Raw genomic sequence first — 20,995 nt, forward strand, 5'->3', positions numbered from 1 at the left:
ATTCGGTGCGCCAACGCGTGGGCGAGCACGACCGCCTCGCCTTGCTGGAGTCGTTCGACGGCCTGCCCGATCACGACACCGTCCCGTCCTGCTCGGGCCTCGACGCTCGCGACGGCCAGGGACCGGTCGATCTCCCGTGTTTCGAGCGAGTGCCGAGTGCAGCGGGTCGCGAAGAGCGGAGGGGAACCGTCGCTCTGCCGGAACGTGCTCCCCGGCTTACCTGCGTCGCCGTCGTCCGAGTGGCCTCTCGAGTGCGGGGTCGCTGCAGAGTGCTTCCCGCTCGGCCCCGCGTGCCAGGTCGGGCTCCGTCCGCATCCGGTTTCGGGCGGAAGCTGTTCACCACCAGCATCGCGAAGAGCGGGATGGTGTGCTCGGTTCCGAAGTACTCGGTGTTGTCGTACATCCCGTGGAGCAGCATCCAGAGCAGGGCGGCAAGTTCGAACGACGCGACATGCCCCTCGCGGGCGTCCGCCGCCCGCCTGATCCGCCTCAGTGCCGCCACGATGAGGATCAGGTGCAGTCCGGCGAGGCACAGCGCCCCCAGTAGTCCGGTGTTCGCCCAGGCCCAGATGAGGAAGTTGTGCGGCTGCAGAGTTGCGGGAAGTTCGCCCCTCTCTGCAGAAGCACTCCAGAGGGGCGCCCAACCGCCCCAGCCGAGTCCTCGGAACGGCGAATCCGCGAAAGCGGCCGACGCAGCGGTCCACAGGGCGTCCCGCGCCTCGGTCGCCTCGGTCGCGTTGGTCGTGAAGTCGGTAGCGCGACTCGCGACCTGCGCGGCACCGAGTGAGACCAGTGGCACCAGGATCAGCGCCCCGGCGAGCTGCAGCTGCGACCGGCTCGGAGCGAGCAGGTAGGGCAGGAGGAACGCCAGGAGCGGGAGGACCACGGCGAGGATCACCGCGGTCTTGGATCCCGTGCTCAGCGCTCCGGCGAAGCAGATCAGGGCGGCGGCGCGATCGCGTGCGAGGCGCGACCGGTAGGACGCGGCCCAGCAGCAGAGGGCGACGGCGGCCATCACCATCGACGCCCGATTGGCGTTGACGAAGAGCAGACCACCGGACTTGGTCGGGTCGGTCACGTTGTTCCGGAGAGTCGTGAAGAGGAGTCGCGCCTGATCGCCGATCAGCCATCCGGCGAAGGCGCTGTGGAGGTACGTCTCCTTCACGTCGTCGAACAGCTGGAACACGATCGTGGAGAGCGATTGAACGCACATGAGCGGGGCGCAGAGGCGCACGGTGACGAGGAGCATGTCCCGACCGGCGGCGCGATTCGCATCGGCGAGGGCGATGGCCGCGACGATCGACAGGGCGGCGATCGCCGGCCCGACGGCGAAAGCCGGCCGCTGCGACCAGTCGGTCGCGACCAGCGCCGCGAGGGCGTATCCGAGCACGAGGAGGGTGACTGGGTGGAGCAGGGCGTTGCTCGCGCGTCCCCAGGTCCGCGGCACGCTTCCGAGCGCCCACATCTGGCTGAAGTGGATGATCGTCGTGACCGGCTGCGGACTCACCGCGGCGAGGATCGTCATGATCGACCAGTTCGCCGAGAGCGAGAGGAGCAGCACGACGAGGAGGGCGATCACTCCGGCCAGAAGGACGAGGAGGATCTCAACGCTCATCGCCCGTGCCCTCCCAATGCGTGGGCCTCCGATGGAGTCGGTGCTCCAGCGCCCACCAGAACTGGCGAACGTCGGTGTTGGCAGTCTGCAGGAGGAAGTGGAAGGCGCGGACGGCGATCGGACGGTCGTGACCACGCAGGGCCGAATGGATGAGCCGACGGATCTTCCTCCGGTCCGACCAGGTGAGAGCGGCGGAGTGCTTCCGCATGTAACGGCGCAGTCCCTCGGCTCTGGCCGCCGTTCGTGAGGAGAGATGGCCGTGCCTGTGGAAGACCTGGACCACGAGGCGCTCGCGGAGGACGGCGTAGGTCGAGCCCGAGCAGAGGAGGCGGTAGAGGAAGTCGAGATCGTTGGCGACCGGCAGCTCTGGGTCGAATCCGTCGATGCGTCGGAAGTCGACTGTCCGAACGACGGTGTTGCTCCCCGTCAGACCGGGGTTCACGGCGAGTGCCTGGTGAGGAGACAATCCTCCGGGCATCGAGAGGCCCCGCCCTTCGCGATCCTCGCGGCGGTACTTCGTCCATCCGACGACGAAATCGACTTCTTCCGACTCGAGCGTGGCCACGGCCTCTTCGAGGAAAGCGGGGTCCCAGATGTCGTCGTCGTCGAGGAAAGCGAGGAGCTCGCTCTCGGCGAGCGCTGCTCCGGCGTTCCGCGAGGAGCCGGCGGTGCGGCGGGTGGATGCACTCGCGTCGAGGTAGATCACCGGCACGTCCGTCTCGGCGGCGAGACCCTCGACGAGGGCGCGCGTCTCGGCCCGGGGGACGTCGTCGACCACGATGATCGACTCGGGCGGGAGGGTCTGCGCCGCGGCGGAACGGACTGCGCGGGGCAGGAGGGAGTCCCTGTCGTGAGTGGGGATGACGCACGTGACTGTCATGAGTCCATTCCGATGATGTCCTCCGGACGGCCGTGCCCGCGGAGGATGGCGACGAGGGCGGCGATGTTCCCGCGGAGGCGTCGGCGACGCCAGGGACCCTGGTCTCTGCTGAGACTCCGAGCCGCGTTCATGAGAGCGGGACGTCCGGCTTCGGTCAGAGCGAGACCGAGCGGGAAGCTCCCCTTCCTCCAGAGGTAGTACGGGTTGATCAGCTGGCTGTACCCGAAACGGCTATGCGCCTCCCTGCCGCCGCTGGAGGCGCCGAGGTGAACGGCGACACTTCCTCCGAAGCGTGCGATGAGACCGTGGTCGAGCACTCGACGAGCGAGGTCGTGGTCCTCCAGCCAGCTGTACAAGGGCAATCGCTCGTCGAAGCGCTCGACGGTGAGGATCCTGTGGCGCACGGCGAAATTGCAGCCGTAGAGCTGCTTCCAGCTCGCGTCGACCCAGTCCGCTCCACGATCGCTGAACTCGAGGATCCGCAGAGCCTCGTCGACGGAGATCTCGCGGCGCGACGGAGCGCCGTCGGCGGCGACGTGCCCGGTCACCGCGACGATGTCGGGGCGCTCGTCGAGGAGGGCGACGGCGCGACTCACGTAGTCGGCGCGGGGCACGGTGTCGTCGTCGAAGAAGAAGACGACGTCCGTTCCCGCGGGGAGCGCCGCGATGCCCGCGTTCCTCTGAGCCGCGGCGCCGCGGACCCCTTCGACGACGAGCAAGCGATCCGAGGTCGCTTGGGACGGTCGGCTCTCCTCGTCGGGAACGCTGACGACGACCACGAGCTCTGTCCAATCGAGCGCGAGGACGTGATCGAGCGTCCTGCTGAGGATCTCGTGTCGGCCTGCTGAGGCGATGACCACTCCCACATGGAGGGCGTCGTCGTTCGTCATTCGTCGGTCTCCTCGCCGGGCGCCGGCTGTTTCGGTCGCGCGGAACGGTCGGGGTCGGAAGGGTCTGTGTGGATCTCGATGAGGCCCGCGGCGCGCAGCTCCTCGAGGAAGGAGAGGACTGCGGACTCGACGACGGAGAACTCGGGCGCCCCTGCGGACATCGCGGCTCCCTCGACGAGCTGTCGAGCGGAGACGACGCCGTCCAGCGCCTGCCAGATCGAGACCGCCGTACCGGTGAGGACGAGAGGGACCGGAGCCGGGGCTGCGAGGTCGAGGATCACGGACCTGCCGGGCGTCTCGACGTGGGCGATCGACGGGGAGCGCCGCCAGAGGCGGCTCGATGCCGACCGGGCGGGGTCCGTCGGCGTCGAGCCCGTGTACTGGTCGCGGGTCATGCCGCCCCGACTCGATCGGCGAGCTGCTCGATCGCATCGGCGCTCTTGTCCCAGTCGAACCTCCGACTGATGCCGGCGGCGAGCTTCGCCGCCTCAGCGGGGTCCGGGGAGATCGCGGAGACGCGCTCGAGTGCGCGGGCAATCGATGCGGTGTCGAGCGGGTCGAACCACAGCCCGCCGGATCCGTGGACCCAGCGGAAGGCGGGGATGTCGGCGAGTACGACCTGCGTGCCCGACGCGATCGCCTCGACGACGGGCAGCCCGAATCCCTCGGAGAGGCTCGGCACGACGACCGCGTGCGCAGCCCGGTAGAGGCCTGCCAGGGCGTCCTCGTCGACGTAGCCGGCGTGGACGACGTGGTCCTGGGCGACGAGCTGCTCAGACCGGAAGGCACGACCACCGCCCCCTACGAGAACGAGGGGGTGCCGTCTGCGCCACTCGTGATCGAGCGAGCCGTGCGCAGCGAGGAGCCGTCGGAGGTTCTTGCGGGGATCGAGAGATCCCACGGCGAGGAGGAACGTCGTCCCCTCGATTCCGAGTGACCTCAGGAGCCGCGCGGACTCGTCCGAGCCCCCCGACGAGGAGAACCGCAGTGTGACGCCGTTGGGTGCCACGATCGACGGAGTGGTCGAGGGGATCCACCGCTGCACGGCAGCGAGCGTGGGCTCGCTCACGGTGATCACTGCGGCAGCGCTCGCGAGCTGCGCTCGAAGTGCTCGCGAGTGGGTCGCCGCGTACCTGCGCGAGAACCATTCCGGGTGCTCGAGCACGAACAGGTCGTGCACGACGAGCAGCTGCCGGGGATGCGCGAGCGGAGCCCTGCTGGTGAGGGAGAGCAGGAACTCGCCCCTCCTCGTCCTGAGCGCCGGCGACTGCACCCACGCCCAGCTGGCAAGGGAGGAGCGGCTCGAGAACCGGGGAGGGTCGACTGATCGGACGCCCTCGCGCAGGAGGAGTCGATTCGAGATCTCGGTGGCGTAGCGCTGCTGACCGGTGATCCTCTGATCGCGGAAAGCTCGATTGACGGCGATCCGGGCCATCACGCAGCCCCTCCCACCCAGGCGGCGAGGTGCGCGTCGAAGGCCTGTCGCGAGAACTGCTGTGCGTGAGCGCGGACACCGCTCGGATCGAGCCGGACCGCCCGGTCGATCTCGGTGGCGAGCGGGTCGGCGCTCCAGTCCGCGACGTGGACGCCGCTGACCCCGTCGGCCACCGTCTCGAGGACGCCACCGGATGTGCCGCACACGACCGGCGTGCCCAGTGCCATCGCCTCGATCGGCATGATCCCGAAGTCCTCGACCGAGGGGAACACGTACGCCATCGCCCGCTCGTACAGGCAGTACAGGAGAGCGTCGGAGGGTCTGTCGACGAAGTGGACCGGCACCGCGGCGGTCCGCGCGATCGCCCGCAGTCGCTGCTCGTCCGGACCCGATCCGGCGAGGACCACGGGAGTTCTCGCCGCCTCACCGGAGCGGATGACGAGCTCGAGGGCCTTGTAGGGCACGAACCTCGACGCTCCGAGGAGGAAGTCCTCGGGAAGGGTCTCGAGGAGGGCGCCCTCGCGGGCAGTCAGAGCGTCCTCCCACTTCGTGGCGACGATGCGCTCGATCTCGACCGGTGGATGGATCACCGCCGCGTCGCGTCCCCAGGCTCGCCGGATCCTCTCGCGCACGTATGCGCTGTTCGCAGCCATCGACGTCGCCTCGCCGGCTCGGCGCCGGTCGAGCGGCTGGAGCGCCTGCGCTGCAGCTCGGACCGGAGCGCTCGCGCCTCGGTGATCGAGCTCCGGGTTCCAGATGTACCGAGCGGGAGTGTGGACGTAGACGAGCTTGCGGAACCCGTCCGGCTGCTTCCTGAAGCGGGCGTGATGCGCGAAGGCGTGCGAGCTGACGAGAGCCCAGTCGTAGTCGTCGTACGGCAGGTTCCGCCACGTCGCGAGCGCGACCGGCAGAGCGGCGATCTTCCGCGATCGAAGTGGTGAGGATGCCAGCGGCGACTCGATGACGCGATGAGCCGGGTAGCGTCCCGGCGCGTCGTTCCACAGGCAGTACAGGTCGGCGTCCGGATAGACGCCCGTCATCGCATCGACGACCTTCTCAGCACCGCCGAACGCCTCTAGCCACTCGTGGACGATGATTCCGGGCAAGGGGCGGCCTCCAAGAAGGATCGTGCTCCGCGCGGCGGTCGCACGGCAGGAGCCGTGCCGCGCCGATGGGCGCGAAAACGACGGATTCTCGGATGGTAGGGAGGTCGGAGACCAGCAGGTCCTCGATGGCGCGTTGCATCGGACGGCGCGGCGCGATGGCCGCGTCGAGAACGTGAAGTTCGCGGCCGGAGCGAGATCGGCGGAGGACGCCCGCGTCCTCGCCGGTATCATCGGCTTGTTATGGCACGCATCTACGACTGCTCCGTCGACACGGACCTCCTCACCGGCACTCGTCTCGCGCGGACGGCGATCGGGCGGGGAGAACTGGTCGTCCTGCCGACCGACACGGTCTACGGAGTCGCCGCGAACGCCTTCGACGCCGCGGCCGTGCAGCGCCTGCTCGACGCGAAGGGGCGCACGAGGCAGTCGCCTCCGCCCGTGCTCATCGGGGACGTCGCTGCGCTCGACGCGCTGGCCGAGAACGTGCCCGACGCCGTCCGCGAACTCGCCAAGGCGTTCTGGCCCGGTGGTTTGACGATCGTGCTGCACGCGCAGCCGTCGCTCATCTGGGACCTGGGGGAGACCCGGGGGACCGTCGCGCTGCGGATGCCCGACAATCCCGTGACGCTCGAGCTCCTCGCCGAGACGGGCCCGCTCGCCGTCTCTTCCGCGAACCGGACCGGCCGTCCCTCCGCCACCACCGCCCAGGAGGCGTTCGATCAGCTCGGCGACGCCGTGGACGTGTACCTCGATGCGGGGACTGCGGGTACCGGATACGGCGATCGCCCAGCGGGAGCGAGCGAGTCGTCGACGATCGTCGACGCCACGGCGCTCAGCTTCGACGGCGGCACTCTGCGCGTCCTGCGTCAGGGCGTCGTGTCCGCGGAGCGGATCCGCGAGGTGGTCGGCGCACTGCTGCCCGACGAGACCGACGACGTGCCGCCGTCCGGCGACACGGCCGAGGCGTCGGACGACTCCGTCTCGACGGAGCCGACCGAGGCGCGTGACGAGCCCGCTCCGTCCGCTCGACCCGACTGGGCCTCCGGAGCGCGCCTGCAGGACGAGCCGAGCGGCACCGCGCGCTCCGACTCCGCCCCGGGTGAGTAGCCCGTGATCGCCTTCGTCCTCGTCTCGCTCGCCTGCGCGGTCGTGACCTTCATTCTGTCCTTTGCGATCTGGCGGCTGGCTCTGCGCTACCGGCTCTATCCGAAGATCCGCAATCGCGACGTGCACACGCGGCCCACGCCCCGTCTCGGTGGCATCGCCATGTTCCTCGGCATGGTGGCGTCGTTCGGCATCGCCTCGCAGGTCCCGTACTTCCGGCTCGTGTTCGCCAACCCCGAGCCGATCCTCGCGATCCTCGGGGCGAGCCTCCTCATCGTGCTGATCGGGGTCGCCGACGACATCTGGGACCTCGACTGGACCACGAAGCTCGCCGGTCAGCTGATCGCGGCCGGTCTGATCGCCTGGAAGGGCGTGCAGATCGTGTCGCTGCCCATCGGCGGGCTCACGGTCGGATCGCCGTGGATGTCGCTGATCATCACGGTGCTCGCCATCGTCCTCGTGACCAACGCCCTGAACTTCATCGACGGCCTGGACGGCCTGGTCGCCGGCGTCGCACTGATCGCCAACGGCGTGTTCTTCCTCTACAGCTACCTGCTCGTCCAGCGGACCTCGCCCACCGACTACTTCAACCTCGCCTCGCTGATCGCGGTCGTGCTGGTCGGGGCGTGCGCGGGCTTCCTCCCGATCAACTGGCGGCCCGCGCGCATGTTCATGGGCGACGGGGGAGCGCTGCTCGTCGGGATGCTGATGGCCACGGCCGCTATCGCCGTCACCGGGCAGATCGACCCCGCTCAGTTGAAGGCGAAGGAGCTCCTGCCGGCGTTCATCCCGATCATCCTGCCGTTCGCGGTGCTGATCGTGCCGCTGATGGATTTCGGCCTCGCCGTGATCCGCAGGCTCCGCGCGGGGAAGTCGCCGTTCAGCGCCGACCGCAAGCACCTCCACCACCGTCTCCTCGACATGGGGCACTCGCACCTGCACGCTGTCCTGATCTTCTACTCCTGGACAGCCGTCGTCGCTTTCGGCTGCCTCCTGATCTTCGTCGTCGACGTGATCTGGATCCCGCTCGCGTTCCTCGGTGTCGGGCTGCTCGCCTGCACGGTCGTCACGCTCGCTCCACTGAGCCGCCGCAAGAAGCTCGAAGCCGCCGCCCAGTCGGCGGAGGCGTCCCCCGTACTCGATCCCCTCGACCGCGCGTCCGCAGCAGACCCGGTCGACCCTCCGGTCGGCCTGCCGATCGGCCTGGACACCGCAGCGCCCTCCGCGGCGCGGAAGGAAGCATCATGACCGGAGACACCCCGGCCGCCACCCGTCCCCAGCCCGCCTCCGTGCCGATCCTGCGACGCACCCTCGTGCTGGGCGGCGTGTTCATCGCCGCTCTCGCCGTGGTCGGCGCGATCGTCGGCGCCCTCGTCGCCGGGGGAGAGGGTGCGATCGGCGCGCTCGTCGGGGCGGTCATCGGCGGAGTGATGGTCGCGCTCACGGCGGTGAGCATCCTGGTCGCGAACCGGCTCGACATCGGCGGCTTCTTCGCCGTCGTCCTCGGCATGTGGCTGGCCAAGTTCGTGCTGTTCGTCATCGCGGCCCTGGTCCTCCGCGACCAGCCGTGGCTGAACAGCACGGCCATGTTCGTGACGATCATCGTCGCGGTGCTCGGCTCACTCGCGATCGACGTCCTCGTGGTGTCGCGCTCGCGGATGCCAAACGTGAGCGACATCGGCAGGTGAACGCCACCCGTGCACTGTCTGAGAACGAGACGATTCGGCTCTCAGGCCGTTCTGTTGCTACAGTAGGGACGAATCCGCAGGCGAACGTGTGCCCGTCCTCAGGTCGTCTCATCGTTGATGTCGGTCGTCGAGTACGAGCGTCGTCCGAGCGGAAAGACCCCCACCTTTCGTCGTCGCGAGAGCGTTGTGTCCGAATGATGAAGATCATCCGGTTGCCGCGTGCCACGCCCCGAATTCCAGGAGCTAGCGCTGTTTGCTAACGCTGTGACCCTGTTGGTCTCTGCCTCGACCGGTGAGAGTGACTTCCACACCCCGTCGATCTCTGAGTTCTTCCCGCCCGGTTTCCTCTTCGTGGACACCCCCTTCGAGATCAACCGCGTCATGATGGTCCGCTTCATCGCGGTCATCGCGCTGATGCTGTTCTTCTGGCTCGGGACGCGCAAGATGCGCATCGTGCCCGGACGCTTCCAGAGCGTCGTCGAGATGGCCTTCGACTTCGTGCGCGTCACGATCGCGAAGGACATCCTCGGCGAGAAGGACGCACGCCGCTTCCTGCCGATCCTGGTGACGATCTTCTTCGCGATCATCGCGATGAACCTCACCGGCATCGTGCCGTTCCTCAACATCGCGGGAACCTCCGTCGTCGGCATGCCGCTCTTCCTCGGTCTGGTGGCCTACGTCACCTTCATCTACGCCGGCATCAAGGACCGCGGGATGGGCTTCTTCAAGAACGCCCTGTTCCCGCCCGGAGCCCCGTTCCTCATCTACTTCATCCTCACGCCGATCGAGCTGCTGCAGACGTTCATCATCCGTCCGCTCTCGCTCGCCCTGCGACTGGTCATGAACATGATCGTCGGGCACCTCCTGCTGGTCCTCTGCTTCTCGGCCACGCAGTTCTTCCTCTTCAGCTCGCAGGTCGACCCGGGCTTCAAGCTCTTCGGTGTCGTGACCTTCGCCTTCGGAGGCGCCTTCACGCTCTTCGAGCTGCTCGTCGCCGTCCTCCAGGCGTACATCTTCACTCTTCTCGCTGCGGTCTACATCCAGTTGGCCGTCGCCGAGGAGCACTGACACCTCAACTCACGGGCTCCCACCCGTTCATACGATCACCCCACTGAAAGGACCCACTCGTGGACTCAGTCACCGTTCTCGCCGAACTCACCGGCAACATCGCGACGGTCGGTTACGGCCTCGCAGCGATCGGCCCCGGCATCGGTGTCGGCATCGTCGCGGGCAAGACCGTCGAGGCGATGGCGCGCCAGCCCGAGATGGCCGGCCGCCTCCAGACCACGATGTTCCTCGGCATCGCGTTCACCGAGGTGCTCGCCCTCATCGGCCTCGCCACCTACTTCATCTTCGCGGCGTAGTCGTGTTCAGCACCGCTGTGAACATCGCTGCGGAAGAAGGTGACGTCCCCGCGGTCATTCTGATCCCGGAGTTCTACGACTTCTTCTGGTCGGGGGTGATCTTCCTCATCCTCCTGTTCTTCTTCTGGAAGCTTGTCCTGCCGCGCATCCAGAAGCTGCTCGACGCGCGGTCCGCCGCCATCGAGGGGAACATCGCCAAGGCCGACGAGGCTCAGCGCCAGGCGGAAGCCGCTCTCGAGAAGTACACCGCTCAGCTCGCGGAAGCGCGCGCCGAGGCCGGAGTCATCCGCGAGAAGGCCAACGCCGACGGCAACGCGATCGTGGCGGCGAAGAAGGAGCAGGCTCAGGCCGAGGCCGAGCGCATCCTGCACAACGCGCACGCTCAGATCGAGGCGGACCGTCAGGCCGCCGTCGTCGCCCTGCGCTCCGAAGTCGGAACCCTCGCCATCGACCTCGCCTCCGGCGTGATCGGCGAGAGCCTCAACGACGACGCGAAGGCGTCCGCGATCGTGGACCGCTTCCTCGCCGACCTCGAGGCCTCGGAGAAGGCGAACAGCTGATGGGAAGCGCGTCACGACAGGCCCTGGCTGCCGCGAAGGCGGAGCTGTCCGCGTTCCACGGCCACGTGTCGCTCGAGGACGCTCAGCAGCTCTTCGAAGCGGCGCGGGTCATCGACTCGCAGGCCCAGCTGCGTTCGGCCCTCTCGGACCCGAGCGTGGACGCGGCGACCAAGCGGGCTCTCGTGGCTCGCGTGTTCGCTCCGTTCGGGGTCAACGCGAAGCGCCTGCTGACCGTGATCGCGGGCCACCGCTGGTCGAGCCCGAGCGACCTCGTCGCCGGGATCGAGGAGGTCGGGGTCCGTGCGATCGCGACGTCCGCTCCGGAGGGCGTCTCGATCGAGCGCGAGCTGCAGATGTTCGGCGCGGTCGTCTCGTCCGACGCCGAGCTCGAGCTGGCTCTCGGCAGCAAGCTGGCCGCGTCCGACTCGAAGGTCTCGCTCGTCCAGCGCCTACTCGAGGGCAAGGCCTCGGCTGAGACCCTCGCGATCCTCCGGCAGCTGATCGCGCACCCGCGCGGTCGTCGCATCCCGGAGCTCGTGCGATTCGCCGCCGGCGTCGTCGCCGACCAGGGCGGTTTCACCATCGCCACGGTCTCGGTCGCGTCCCCGCTCCCGCCGCACCAGCTCGACCGCCTCCGGTCCGCGCTCTCGCGGCAGTACGACCGGCCCGTCTCTGTCAACATGCTCGTCGATCCGTCCCTCCTGGGCGGCATGCGACTGCAGGTCGGCGACGAGGTCATCGACGGGACCGTGTCCGCACGGCTCTCCGACCTGAAGCTCCAGCTCGCGTCCTGACGGACGCACGTATCCTCAGGAAGCGGCTCGCGCCGCCTCCGACCTCCGCACCACCAGGTCAGGCCCCGACGACCGCTTCGGCTCGCACGGACCCAACGAATAGGAATTCCCATGGCAGATATCACCATCAGCCCGGATGAGATCCGCGACGCGCTGAAGGACTTCGTCTCGTCGTACGAGCCGGGCAAGGCCTCCACCACCGAGGTCGGCTACGTCATCGACGCCGCCGACGGCATCGCCCACGTCGAGGGACTCCCCGGCGTCATGGCCAACGAGCTCATCCGCTTCTCGAACGGAGTCCTGGGCCTCGCCCAGAACCTCGACGAGAACGAGATCGGCGTCGTCGTCCTCGGCGAGTTCTCCGGCATCGAGGAGGGCATGGAGGTCACCCGCACGGGCGAGGTCCTCTCCGTCCCCGTCGGTGACGGCTACCTCGGTCGCGTGGTCGACCCGCTCGGCAACCCGATCGACGGCCTCGGCGACATCGCCTCCGAGGGTCGCCGCGCTCTCGAGCTGCAGGCACCCGGCGTCATGTCGCGCAAGTCGGTCCACGAGCCGCTGCAGACCGGCATCAAGGCCATCGACGCGATGATCCCCGTCGGCCGCGGCCAGCGCCAGCTGATCATCGGCGACCGCCAGACCGGCAAGACGGCCATCGCGATCGACACGATCATCAACCAGAAGGCCAACTGGGAGTCGGGCGACACGAACAAGCAGGTCCGCTGCATCTACGTCGCCATCGGCCAGAAGGGCTCGACCATCGCCTCGGTGAAGGGCGCGCTCGAGGACGCCGGAGCCATGGAGTACACGACCATCGTCGCGTCCCCGGCCTCCGACCCCGCCGGCTTCAAGTACCTCGCCCCCTACACCGGCTCGGCCATCGGCCAGCACTGGATGTACGGCGGCAAGCACGTCCTGATCATCTTCGACGACCTGTCGAAGCAGGCCGAGGCCTACCGCGCCGTGTCGCTCCTCCTGCGCCGCCCGCCGGGACGCGAGGCGTACCCGGGTGACGTCTTCTACCTGCACTCCCGCCTGCTGGAGCGTTGCGCGAAGCTGTCCGACGAGCTCGGCGCCGGATCGATGACGGGTCTCCCGATCATCGAGACCAAGGCGAACGACGTCTCGGCGTACATCCCGACCAACGTGATCTCGATCACCGACGGCCAGATCTTCCTCCAGTCCGACCTCTTCAACGCCAACCAGCGTCCGGCGGTCGACGTGGGCATCTCGGTGTCGCGAGTCGGCGGCGACGCCCAGGTCAAGTCGATCAAGAAGGTCTCCGGAACGCTGAAGCTCGAACTCGCGCAGTACCGCTCGCTCGAGGCCTTCGCGATGTTCGAGTCCGACCTCGACGCGGCCTCGCGCCGCCAGCTCGCTCGTGGCGCGCGCCTGACCGAGCTGCTCAAGCAGCCGCAGTACTCGCCGTACCCCGTGGAGGAGCAGGTCGTCTCGATCTGGGCCGGCACGAACGGCAAGCTCGACGAGGTGCCCGTCCCCGACGTGCTGCGCTTCGAGCGCGAGCTGCTCGACTACCTGGGCCGCAACACGCAGGTCCTCTCCACGCTGCGCGACACCAACGTGCTCTCGGACGACGTCGTCGCCGAGCTGTCCCGTGCCGTCGACGGTTTCAAGCTCGAGTTCCAGACCGGCGAGGGCAAGCCCCTCGCCTCGGTCGGGCGCGAGGAGCACCAGGCGATCTCGGCCGACGAGGTCGGCCAGGAGAAGATCGTCAAGGGCCGTCGCTAACAGCGGCACCCCGGCGATTCGTCACACAAGGACTACAGGAGACACATGGGAGCGCAACTTCGGGTCTACCGGTCGAAGATCCGTTCGGCCCAGACGACCAAGAAGATCACTCGGGCCATGGAGCTGATCTCGGCCTCGCGCATCCAGAAGGCGCAGAACCGCGTCGCCGCCGCGGCTCCGTACTCGAACGCCATCACGCGGGCCGTGTCGGCCGTCGCGACCTACTCGAACGTCGAGCACCCGCTCACGACCGAGCGCGAGAAGCTCGACACGGCCGCGATCGTGATCTTCACCTCCGACCGCGGACTCGCGGGAGCGTTCTCCTCGAGCGTGCTCAAGGAGGCGGAGGAGCTGGCCTCGCTGCTGCGCAGCGAAGGCAAGGAGGTCGTCTTCTACCTGGTCGGCCGCAAGGCCAACGCGTACTTCTCGTTCCGGAAGCGCCCCAGCGTGCGCGTCTGGACCGGAGGCACCGACCAGCCCGTGTTCGAGACGGCGAAGGAGATCGCGGACGCGGTCGTCGAGTCGTACAACCTCGATGACGAGGAGGGCGGCGTGGACGAGATCCACCTCGTGTACAACCGCTTCGTCAGCATGGTGACGCAGCAGCCGACGGTCGTCCGTCTGCTGCCGCTCGAGGTCGTCGAGGGCGCGGAGGACCAGAACAGCGAGCTCTACCCGCTGTACGAGTTCGAGCCCGACCCCGAGACGGTTCTCGACCGCCTCCTCCCGGTCTACGTCGAGAGCCGCATCTTCAACGCGATGCTGCAGTCGGCGGCGTCGGAGCACGCGGCGCGTCAGAAGGCGATGAAGTCGGCGAGCGACAACGCCGACACGCTGATCAAGACGTACACGCGACTGGCCAACAACGCGCGCCAGACCGAGATCACGCAGCAGATCGCCGAGATCGTCGGCGGCGCCGACGCCCTGTCGTCCGCCAAGTAGACGGCTCACCTCCCAGACACGAAGACTCCGCGCCCCTGGTGCGGTGAGACCAAGAAGGAAGAAGCAATGACACTGACCGCACCTGAGGCGGCGACCGGGACTTCGGGCGGGGCCATCGGCCGCATCGCCCGCGTCACCGGCCCCGTCGTTGACATCGAGTTCCCCCACGACGCGATCCCCGAGGTCTACAACGCGCTCTACACGCACGTCGAGGTCGAGGGCGTCTCGAGCAAGCTGACCTTCGAGGTCGCGCAGCACCTGGGCGACGACCTCGTCCGCGCCATCTCGCTCAACCCGACCGACGGACTCGTCCGCGGCCAGGAGGTCCACGACACCGGCCTGCCGATCTCGGTTCCCGTCGGCGACGTGACCAAGGGCAAGGTCTTCAACGTGATCGGCGAGGTCCTCAACGCTGACGCCGACGGCAAGATCAACGGCGAGTCGTTCGAGATCACCGAGCGCTGGCCGATCCACCGCAAGCCGCCGGCGTTCGACCAGCTCGAGTCGAAGACCGAGCTGTTCGAGACCGGCATCAAGGTCATCGACCTCCTCACTCCGTACGTGCAGGGCGGCAAGATCGGCCTGTTCGGTGGAGCGGGCGTCGGCAAGACCGTCCTCATCCAGGAGATGATCCAGCGCGTGGCGCAGGACCACGGTGGAGTGTCCGTGTTCGCCGGTGTCGGCGAGCGCACCCGTGAGGGCAACGACCTCATCGCCGAGATGGAGGAGGCGGGCGTCTTCGACAAGACCGCCCTCGTCTTCGGCCAGATGGACGAGCCGCCGGGAACCCGTCTCCGTGTCGCCCTGTCGGCGCTCACGATGGCGGAGTACTTCCGCGACGTGCAGAAGCAGGACGTGCTGCTCTTCATCGACAACATCTTCCGCTTCACGCAGGCCGGCTCGGAGGTGTCGACCCTCCTGGGCCGCATGCCCTCCGCGGTGGGCTACCAGCCGAACCTCGCCGACGAGATGGGTGTGCTCCAGGAGCGCATCACGTCGACCCGCGGTCACTCGATCACCTCGCTGCAGGCGATCTACGTCCCCGCGGACGACTACACCGACCCGGCTCCGGCCACCACCTTCGCGCACCTCGACGCCACCACCGAGCTCTCGCGTGAGATCGCGTCGAAGGGCCTGTACCCGGCCGTCGACCCGCTCACCTCGACCTCGCGGATCCTCGACCCCCGCTACCTGGGCGCCGACCACTACCGCGTGGCGACGAACGTGAAGCAGATCCTGCAGAAGAACAAGGAGCTGCAGGAGATCATCGCGATCCTCGGTGTCGACGAGCTCTCCGAAGAGGACAAGATCACGGTGTCGCGCGCGCGCCGCATCCAGCAGTTCCTCTCGCAGAACACCTACATGGCGAAGAAGTTCACCGGTGTCGAGGGATCGACCGTGCCGCTCAAGGACACGATCGAGTCGTTCGACGCGATCACCAAGGGCGAGTTCGACCACGTGGCCGAGCAGGCGTTCTTCAACGTCGGTTCGATCTCGGACGTCGAGGAGAAGTGGGTCCAGATCCAGAAGGAGAACGGCTGACCATGGCCGGGACCCTGAAGGTCAGCGTCGTCTCCGCCAACGCGGAGGTGTGGTCGGGAGAGGCGAAGCAGCTCACGGCCCGCACCGTCGAGGGTGAGATCGGTATTCTCGCCGGCCACGAGCCGTTGCTCGCGATCCTCGCCACCGGCGAGGTGCGCGTCACCGCGGCCGACGGCACGCGCATCACCGCGCAGGCCGACGACGGATTCCTGTCCGTCGAGAACGACGTCGTCACGGTCGTCGCCCGCGAGGCGGCGCTCGTCTGAGACACCCGCCGCACTCCGCGGCACCGGAGGGGCCGGGCGATCATCACGATCGCCCGGCCCCTCCGTCGTGCGCCGTCCGCGGCGCGAGAACCTGCGAGGAGATCCGTGCACGTCGTGCTGCCGCCGTCCGAGACGAAGCGCTCGGGCGGCTCCTCCGTCTTCGTACTCGAGGACCTGGCGTTCCCGGAACTCGCGGGGCGCCGACGAGAGCTGCGGGACGCGCTGGTGCGGCTCGCGCACGATCGCGACGCGTCGGCGCGTGCTCTGAAGCTCGGGCCGCGGCAGCTCTCCGAGATCGAACGCAATGCGGCGCTGATGACGGCACCCGCGATGCCTGCGGTCGACCGCTTCGACGGGGTCCTCTACGACTCGCTGGACGCGGTGGGTCTGGGGGCGGCGGGGCGGGCTTTCCTCGGCCGAACCGTCCTCGTCCAGTCCGCCCTCTGGGGGCCGGTACGGGCATCCGACCCGATCCCGGCGTACCGGCTCTCGCACGACTCACGAGTCCCGGGCATGCCGTTGAGGCGCTGGTGGGCGGGGGAAGCGGGTCGCGCTCTGGCGTCGCTGGGTGGTCTCGTGCTCGATCTGCGCAGCGAGGCCTATGCGGCGCTCGGACCGCTCTCGGGGGATTCGCAGCGTTTCGTGCGCGTGCGGTCGCGGGGCGCCGACGGGTCGCTCCGCAATCTGAACCACTTCAACAAGCAGAGCAAGGGGCTCTTCGTCCGAGCACTGGCGGAGGACGACTTCGCGACCGACTCGATCGAGGAACTCGTGGAGTGGTCCGCGGGCCGGGGCTTCGAGCTCGGGGTCAACGCGCAGTCAGGGGAGCTCGACCTGGTCGTTCCCGAGGCGTGACGCTCAGTCGGCGGCTCGGAAGCATCCTGCGAGATGGTCGTCGACGATGCCGGCCGACTGCTGCAGGGCGTACATCGTGGTGGGGCCGACGAAGCGGAAGCCGGCCGAGCGGAGGGCGCGGGACAGGGCGAGTGACGAGGCCGTCCTGGTCGGCACGTGCTCGAGGGTCACGGGCCTGCCTCCCGACCGGTCGTCGTGGAACGACCAGACCAGGCGGTCGAGGGCGCCGTCGCCGTCTCTGTCACGCAAGGCGAGCGTGGCCCGGGCGTTCTCGATCGTCGCCGTGATCTTCGGGCGATTGCGGATGATCCCCGGATCGGCCATGAGGCGCTCGACGTCGTCCTCACCGAACCCCGCCACCGACTCGAGGTCGAAGTCGTGGAAGACCTCTCGGAATCGGGGACGCTTCCGGAGGATCGTGATCCAGGAGAGGCCGGACTGGAAACCCTCCAGGCAGATCTTCTCGAGGAGCGGCCGGTCGCCGTGGAGGGGAACGCCCCATTCCTCGTCGTGGTATCGGCGGTACTCCGGATCCCGGCCGGCCCACGCGCAGCGGGCCGTGCCGTCCTCGTCGACGAGGATCCCCTCGTCGACCGTCATCGGTGCGCGATCCCCTCGTGGTCGAGGAGCCACTTCTTCGTCGCGATCCCCTCACCACCGCTGTACCCGGTGATCCGGCCGTCCCCTGCGAGGACACGGTGGCATCCGACGATGATCGGAACGGGGTTGCGGCCGACGGCGCCGCCGATCGGGCGCCCGGAGCGGAGCCGTCCCGTCGCCTGGCCCAGTGCGCCGTAGGACGTGATCTCGCCCCAGCGGAGGGACTGCAGCGCCGTCCAGATCTCGAGCTGGAAGGCGGTGCCGGTGAGGCTCACCGGCAGGTCGAAGGAGCGGCGCGCTCCGGCGAAGTACTCGTCGAGCTGGTCGACGGCCGCATCGAGCACCGGATCGGTGCTCTCCTCGAGGTGGTCGTGGGGGAGCACGTCGGCCCGCGCGATGGCGAGCGACACGATCGCGCGGCCGTCGCTGCCGATCTCGATCCGGCCGAGCGGGCTCGCCGTGCGGCGCAGGTGGAGGGGAGTCGTTCTCATGCCCCGAGGGTATCCGCCGGCCGCGAGACCGACCGGCGGAAAACGGACATCGGTGGACCGATCGACGAGGCCGCGACTGGGGAGGAGGCAGCCGTTCGGTCCTCCACAGCGGCGGGCCGGACGCGGCTCTCCTCCACTGCGGGAGGAGAGCCGCCGGAGGGTCGTACCGGGGCGCCACTGTGCTCCCATGACTCCTCTCGACACGTCCCCGCCCCTCCACCACGGAGCGCTCCTGTCCCGCATCCCGCAGCTCGTCGGCTTCCACCCGCGCGAGAGTGTCGTGCTCGTCCCTGTGCGTGACGGTGCTCCGACCGGTGCGCTCCGATTCGACCTGCCCGGAGGAGACCCGGTGCTCTCCGCCCGGGCCTTCCTCGGTGCGCTGGGTCGCTTCGGTCGCGCCGACTCCGTCGTCGCGGTGCTGTACGCGGACGATCCGGCGAGATCCGGCGCGGTCGCCTCGGCACTGCGGGCTCGCGCCCGTGAGACGTCGCTCACCTCGTTCGAGGCGATCGGTGCCGAGCCCGAGCCTGCACCGATCGTCGACCCGGCCGGAGGACTCCGTTCAGCGCGGAAGGCGGTGGCGGAGCAGGTCGACCTGCTGCTCGATCGGCATCCGCGGGCCGAGCTGCCAGGAGGGGACCGTGCGAGGGTGGAACAGCTGCTCCGGCGAACGGCGGACGGTCGGGAGATCCCGCCCGGACCGGAGCTCACCGCCGCACTGATCGTGAGCGCGCAGCGTCCGGGCTGGGTCGAGCACGCCCTGACGATCCTCCTGGCACCACGGGCGCAGGCGCACCCGGATCACGTGGTAAAGGCGATCGCGCGCGTGGCGGATCTCGCTCCCCGGACCGAGCGGGCTCGCGTCCTCGTGCTTCTCGCAGCGCTGCACTGGTCGTCCGGCGACTCCGGCGCGGCACTCCGTGTCGCCCAGGAAGCGGGCCGCACGGACCCGCACGAGGAAGGAGCACGCCGTCTCCTCGCCGCACTCGAGTGCGGCGAGCGCCCGCCCTGGCAGTTCGCGCACGAGCGCGCCGCCTGAGTCGGCGACGCACGCGTGCCCTCAGAGACGGGCCCAGGCCTCCGTCAGAACGCCTCGCAGGATCTGCTCGATCTCGTCGAACTCCTTCGGACCCGTCGTCAGCGGCGGAGCGAGCTGGACGACCGGATCGCCGCGATCATCCGCTCGGCAGTAGAGACCCGCGTCGAACAGCGCCTTCGACAGGAACCCCCTCAGCAGGCGCTCCGACTCGTCGTCGTCGAAGGTCTCCTTCGTCGCCTTGTCCTTCACGAGTTCGATGCCGAAGAAGTAACCGGCTCCGCGCACGTCTCCGACGATCGGGAGATCGAGCAGCTTCTCGAGGGTCGAGCGGAAGACCGGCGAGTTCTCGCGGACGCGCTCGTTAAGCTTCTCCTCCTCGAAGATGTCGAGGTTCTCGAGGGCGACGGCGGCCGAGACCGGGTGGCCGCCGAAGGTGTAGCCGTGGGGGAAGGAGACCTGGCCGTGGCGGAAGGGCTCGTAGACGCGGTCGCTGACGATCGTCGCGCCGATGGGGGAGTACCCGCTCGTCATGCCCTTCGCGCAGGTGATCATGTCGGGGACGTAGCCGTACTCGTCGCAGGCGAACATGTGGCCGATGCGACCGAAGGCGCAGATGACCTCGTCCGAGACGAGGAGGACGTCGTGGCGGTCGCAGATCTCGCGGACGCGCTGGAAGTAGCCGGGCGGGGGCGGGAAGCATCCTCCGGAGTTCTGGACCGGCTCCAGGAACACGGCGGCCACGGTGTCCGGCCCCTCGAACTCGATCATCTCCTCGATCCGATCGGCGGCCCAGACGCCGAAGGCCTCGAGGTCGTCGCCGTGCTGGGGAGCGCGGTAGAAGTTCGTGTTCGGCACCCGGAAGCCTCCCGGGACCAGCGGCTCGAACATCGACTTCATCGCCGGGATGCCGGTGATGGCGAGCGCTCCCTGCGGAGTTCCGTGATAGGCCACGGACCGAGAGATGACCTTGTGCTTCCCCGGCTTCCCCTGGAGCTTCCAGAAGTGCTTGGCGAGCTTGAAGGCGGTCTCGACCGCCTCGCCCCCGCCGGTGGAGAAGAAGACCCTGTTGAGATCGCCCGGAGCGTGGTCGGCGAGACGGTCGGCGAGCTCGATCGCGCTCGGCGTGGCGTACGACCAGAGCGGGAAGAAGGACAGCTCCGACGCCTGCTTGGCCGCGGCCTCGGCGAGTCGACGGCGACCGTGGCCGGCGTTCACGACGAACAGGCCGGAGAGGCCGTCGATGTACTTCCGGCCCGTGCTGTCCCAGATGTGGTGACCCTCGCCGCGCGTGATGATCGGCACCCCTGCGCCGGAGTCCATGACGGACTGCCGGGTGAAGTGCATCCAGAGATGGTCCTTCGCCTTCTTCTGGAGGTCGGCGTCGTCGATCGGGGCGGGTGCGTCGTCTGCTCGGAACGTCTCTCCGGCGTCGACCGCGTCGGTCGAGAAGGCTGTGTCAGTCATGGCTTACCGCGTTCCCCAGTTGTAGAACTGCTTGTGGAGTTTGAGATAGACGAAGGTCTCGGTCGAGAGGACGCCCGGCAGCGAGCGGATCTCCTGATTGAGCAGTGCGATGAGGTCGTCGTCGTTCTCGCAGACGACCTCGGCGAGGATGTCGAACGTGCCCGCCGTCAGGACCACGTAGTCCACGGCGGGGATGGCGGCGAGGCGATCCGCGACCTCGCGGGTGTCGCCCGTGACGCGCACCCCGATCATCGCCTGACGGTAGAAGCCCAACTGCATCGGGTCCGTCACGGCGACGATCTGCATGACGCCGGATTCTGTGAGCTTCTGGACGCGCTGGCGCACGGCCGCCTCGCTCAGGCCGACCGCCTTGCCGATCTCGGCGTAGGAGCGCCGCCCGTCGGCCTGCAGCTGTTCGATGATCGCCTTCGACACGTCGTCGAGCTGGACCGGGCGCTGCGCAGGAGGGCGGTTGGGACTCATGCGACGATCCTGGCAGTGCGGAAGGCTCGCAGCAAGTGATTCCGCACGCAGCAGGGGTGTGGAATCACGGATTCCCCCGTCGATCCAGCGTGCTCCCGCTGTCCGTGACGGTCGACGCCGCATGTCGG

The 20,995-nt window shown here is 68.5% G+C and carries 22 protein-coding genes and 1 pseudogene; 13 read left to right on the forward strand and 10 right to left on the reverse strand.

Features of this window, described 5'->3' with window-relative positions; genetic code table 11:
* Nucleotides 1–70: 70 nt before the first annotated feature.
* From C1I63_RS11965 to C1I63_RS11990, 6 genes are read right to left on the reverse strand one after another with little or no spacing between them, the layout of a single operon-like run.
* On the reverse strand, nucleotides 71–1,615 hold the full coding sequence (locus C1I63_RS11965) for an O-antigen ligase family protein (RefSeq protein ID WP_107574932.1): 1,545 nt from the start codon (nucleotides 1,613–1,615) through the stop codon (nucleotides 71–73).
* Nucleotides 1,605–2,495 (reverse strand): glycosyltransferase family 2 protein, encoded by an 891-nt coding sequence (locus tag C1I63_RS11970; protein WP_107574933.1) that lies wholly within the window; start codon nucleotides 2,493–2,495, stop codon nucleotides 1,605–1,607. Before C1I63_RS11970 ends, C1I63_RS11965 begins: the two co-directional genes overlap by 11 nt.
* Nucleotides 2,492–3,385 carry a glycosyltransferase family 2 protein gene (locus C1I63_RS11975; protein ID WP_107574934.1) on the reverse strand — a complete coding sequence of 298 codons (894 nt, stop codon included), beginning with the start codon at nucleotides 3,383–3,385 and terminating at the stop codon, nucleotides 2,492–2,494. Before C1I63_RS11975 ends, C1I63_RS11970 begins: the two co-directional genes overlap by 4 nt.
* Nucleotides 3,382–3,780, reverse strand: coding sequence for a PqqD family protein (locus C1I63_RS11980; protein ID WP_107574935.1), 399 nt, complete (start codon nucleotides 3,778–3,780; stop codon nucleotides 3,382–3,384). The genes C1I63_RS11975 and C1I63_RS11980 overlap by 4 nt, the downstream gene beginning before the upstream one ends.
* Entirely contained in the window at nucleotides 3,777–4,820 is a 1,044-nt protein-coding gene (locus C1I63_RS11985; RefSeq protein WP_107574936.1) for a glycosyltransferase family 4 protein, read from the reverse strand. The genes C1I63_RS11980 and C1I63_RS11985 overlap by 4 nt, the downstream gene beginning before the upstream one ends.
* On the reverse strand, nucleotides 4,820–5,926 hold the full coding sequence (locus C1I63_RS11990; protein ID WP_211315618.1) for a glycosyltransferase: 1,107 nt from the start codon (nucleotides 5,924–5,926) through the stop codon (nucleotides 4,820–4,822). Before C1I63_RS11990 ends, C1I63_RS11985 begins: the two co-directional genes overlap by 1 nt.
* A 240-nt stretch (nucleotides 5,927–6,166) precedes the next feature.
* Between C1I63_RS11990 and C1I63_RS11995 the strand changes: the two are divergent.
* The 12 genes and pseudogenes from C1I63_RS11995 to C1I63_RS12050 form a co-directional block, all read left to right on the forward strand.
* A pseudogene (locus tag C1I63_RS11995) lies at nucleotides 6,167–6,853 on the forward strand (L-threonylcarbamoyladenylate synthase); the annotation flags it as partial.
* Nucleotides 6,854–7,036: 183 nt separating this feature from the next.
* Nucleotides 7,037–8,278, forward strand: coding sequence for an MraY family glycosyltransferase (locus C1I63_RS12000; protein ID WP_107574938.1), 1,242 nt, complete (start codon nucleotides 7,037–7,039; stop codon nucleotides 8,276–8,278).
* On the forward strand, nucleotides 8,275–8,718 hold the full coding sequence (locus C1I63_RS12005; RefSeq protein WP_107574939.1) for a Cg1360 family ATP-synthase-associated protein: 444 nt from the start codon (nucleotides 8,275–8,277) through the stop codon (nucleotides 8,716–8,718). Before C1I63_RS12000 ends, C1I63_RS12005 begins: the two co-directional genes overlap by 4 nt.
* A 264-nt stretch (nucleotides 8,719–8,982) precedes the next feature.
* Nucleotides 8,983–9,786 (forward strand): F0F1 ATP synthase subunit A, encoded by an 804-nt coding sequence (atpB, locus tag C1I63_RS12010; RefSeq protein WP_055794705.1) that lies wholly within the window; start codon nucleotides 8,983–8,985, stop codon nucleotides 9,784–9,786.
* 59 nt (nucleotides 9,787–9,845) lie between these two features.
* Nucleotides 9,846–10,082 carry an ATP synthase F0 subunit C gene (locus tag C1I63_RS12015; RefSeq protein WP_055794702.1) on the forward strand — a complete coding sequence of 79 codons (237 nt, stop codon included), beginning with the start codon at nucleotides 9,846–9,848 and terminating at the stop codon, nucleotides 10,080–10,082.
* A 2-nt stretch (nucleotides 10,083–10,084) separates the two neighbouring features.
* Complete coding sequence (locus C1I63_RS12020) at nucleotides 10,085–10,642, forward strand: F0F1 ATP synthase subunit B (RefSeq protein WP_055794700.1); 558 nt, start codon at nucleotides 10,085–10,087, stop codon at nucleotides 10,640–10,642.
* Complete coding sequence (locus C1I63_RS12025) at nucleotides 10,642–11,436, forward strand: F0F1 ATP synthase subunit delta (RefSeq protein ID WP_055794698.1); 795 nt, start codon at nucleotides 10,642–10,644, stop codon at nucleotides 11,434–11,436. The genes C1I63_RS12020 and C1I63_RS12025 overlap by 1 nt, the downstream gene beginning before the upstream one ends.
* 111 nt (nucleotides 11,437–11,547) lie before the next feature.
* Complete coding sequence (atpA, locus tag C1I63_RS12030) at nucleotides 11,548–13,185, forward strand: F0F1 ATP synthase subunit alpha (protein ID WP_107574940.1); 1,638 nt, start codon at nucleotides 11,548–11,550, stop codon at nucleotides 13,183–13,185.
* Between the two features lie 45 nt (nucleotides 13,186–13,230).
* Nucleotides 13,231–14,127, forward strand: a complete 897-nt coding sequence (locus C1I63_RS12035) for a F0F1 ATP synthase subunit gamma (RefSeq protein ID WP_055794694.1) — start codon at nucleotides 13,231–13,233, stop codon at nucleotides 14,125–14,127.
* A 66-nt stretch (nucleotides 14,128–14,193) separates the two neighbouring features.
* Nucleotides 14,194–15,669 (forward strand): F0F1 ATP synthase subunit beta, encoded by a 1,476-nt coding sequence (gene atpD, locus C1I63_RS12040; protein WP_055794692.1) that lies wholly within the window; start codon nucleotides 14,194–14,196, stop codon nucleotides 15,667–15,669.
* A gap of 2 nt (nucleotides 15,670–15,671) precedes the next feature.
* On the forward strand, nucleotides 15,672–15,935 hold the full coding sequence (locus C1I63_RS12045; RefSeq protein WP_055794690.1) for a F0F1 ATP synthase subunit epsilon: 264 nt from the start codon (nucleotides 15,672–15,674) through the stop codon (nucleotides 15,933–15,935).
* 105 nt (nucleotides 15,936–16,040) lie between these two features.
* Complete coding sequence (locus C1I63_RS12050; protein ID WP_107574941.1) at nucleotides 16,041–16,790, forward strand: YaaA family protein; 750 nt, start codon at nucleotides 16,041–16,043, stop codon at nucleotides 16,788–16,790.
* 3 nt (nucleotides 16,791–16,793) lie between these two features.
* On the opposite strand, the gene C1I63_RS12055 is transcribed toward C1I63_RS12050, so the two are convergent.
* Complete coding sequence (locus tag C1I63_RS12055) at nucleotides 16,794–17,390, reverse strand: DNA-3-methyladenine glycosylase I (RefSeq protein ID WP_107574942.1); 597 nt, start codon at nucleotides 17,388–17,390, stop codon at nucleotides 16,794–16,796.
* Nucleotides 17,387–17,881 (reverse strand): methylated-DNA--[protein]-cysteine S-methyltransferase, encoded by a 495-nt coding sequence (locus tag C1I63_RS12060; protein WP_107574943.1) that lies wholly within the window; start codon nucleotides 17,879–17,881, stop codon nucleotides 17,387–17,389. The genes C1I63_RS12055 and C1I63_RS12060 overlap by 4 nt, the downstream gene beginning before the upstream one ends.
* A 187-nt stretch (nucleotides 17,882–18,068) precedes the next feature.
* Here C1I63_RS12060 and C1I63_RS12065 point away from each other — a divergent pair, with 187 nt between their 5' ends.
* Nucleotides 18,069–18,920, forward strand: coding sequence for a DUF4192 family protein (locus C1I63_RS12065; protein WP_170116380.1), 852 nt, complete (start codon nucleotides 18,069–18,071; stop codon nucleotides 18,918–18,920).
* A 21-nt stretch (nucleotides 18,921–18,941) separates the two neighbouring features.
* On the opposite strand, the gene C1I63_RS12070 is transcribed toward C1I63_RS12065, so the two are convergent.
* The gene (locus C1I63_RS12070; RefSeq protein ID WP_244907209.1) at nucleotides 18,942–20,264 is read right to left on the reverse strand and encodes an aspartate aminotransferase family protein; all 1,323 of its coding nucleotides are present in this window, start codon (nucleotides 20,262–20,264) and stop codon (nucleotides 18,942–18,944) included.
* Nucleotides 20,265–20,387: 123 nt separating this feature from the next.
* On the reverse strand, nucleotides 20,388–20,867 hold the full coding sequence (locus C1I63_RS12075) for an Lrp/AsnC family transcriptional regulator (RefSeq protein ID WP_055794678.1): 480 nt from the start codon (nucleotides 20,865–20,867) through the stop codon (nucleotides 20,388–20,390).
* Between the last annotated feature and the right edge of the window lie 128 nt (nucleotides 20,868–20,995).

Origin of the sequence: Rathayibacter caricis DSM 15933 (genome assembly GCF_003044275.1) — a bacterium.
Classification (GTDB): domain Bacteria; phylum Actinomycetota; class Actinomycetes; order Actinomycetales; family Microbacteriaceae; genus Rathayibacter; species Rathayibacter caricis.

Bases quoted from the DNA above. Each gene is read 5' to 3' on its own strand.
- C1I63_RS12035 (WP_055794694.1), top strand. From the start codon at position 13,231: ATGGGAGCGCAACTTCGGGTCTACCGGTCGAAGATCCGTTCGGCCCAG.
- C1I63_RS12045 (WP_055794690.1), top strand. From the start codon at position 15,672: ATGGCCGGGACCCTGAAGGTCAGCGTCGTCTCCGCCAACGCGGAGGTG.
- C1I63_RS12065 (WP_170116380.1), top strand. From the start codon at position 18,069: ATGACTCCTCTCGACACGTCCCCGCCCCTCCACCACGGAGCGCTCCTG.
- C1I63_RS11980 (WP_107574935.1), bottom strand. From the start codon at position 3,780: ATGACCCGCGACCAGTACACGGGCTCGACGCCGACGGACCCCGCCCGG.
- C1I63_RS12075 (WP_055794678.1), bottom strand. From the start codon at position 20,867: ATGAGTCCCAACCGCCCTCCTGCGCAGCGCCCGGTCCAGCTCGACGAC.
- C1I63_RS11970 (WP_107574933.1), bottom strand. From the start codon at position 2,495: ATGACAGTCACGTGCGTCATCCCCACTCACGACAGGGACTCCCTCCTG.
- C1I63_RS12070 (WP_244907209.1), bottom strand. From the start codon at position 20,264: ATGCACTTCACCCGGCAGTCCGTCATGGACTCCGGCGCAGGGGTGCCG.
- C1I63_RS12025 (WP_055794698.1), top strand. From the start codon at position 10,642: ATGGGAAGCGCGTCACGACAGGCCCTGGCTGCCGCGAAGGCGGAGCTG.
- atpA (WP_107574940.1), top strand. From the start codon at position 11,548: ATGGCAGATATCACCATCAGCCCGGATGAGATCCGCGACGCGCTGAAG.
- C1I63_RS12005 (WP_107574939.1), top strand. From the start codon at position 8,275: ATGACCGGAGACACCCCGGCCGCCACCCGTCCCCAGCCCGCCTCCGTG.
- atpD (WP_055794692.1), top strand. From the start codon at position 14,194: ATGACACTGACCGCACCTGAGGCGGCGACCGGGACTTCGGGCGGGGCC.
- C1I63_RS12060 (WP_107574943.1), bottom strand. From the start codon at position 17,881: ATGAGAACGACTCCCCTCCACCTGCGCCGCACGGCGAGCCCGCTCGGC.
- C1I63_RS11965 (WP_107574932.1), bottom strand. From the start codon at position 1,615: ATGAGCGTTGAGATCCTCCTCGTCCTTCTGGCCGGAGTGATCGCCCTC.
- C1I63_RS11985 (WP_107574936.1), bottom strand. From the start codon at position 4,820: ATGGCCCGGATCGCCGTCAATCGAGCTTTCCGCGATCAGAGGATCACC.
- C1I63_RS12055 (WP_107574942.1), bottom strand. From the start codon at position 17,390: ATGACGGTCGACGAGGGGATCCTCGTCGACGAGGACGGCACGGCCCGC.
- C1I63_RS11975 (WP_107574934.1), bottom strand. From the start codon at position 3,385: ATGACGAACGACGACGCCCTCCATGTGGGAGTGGTCATCGCCTCAGCA.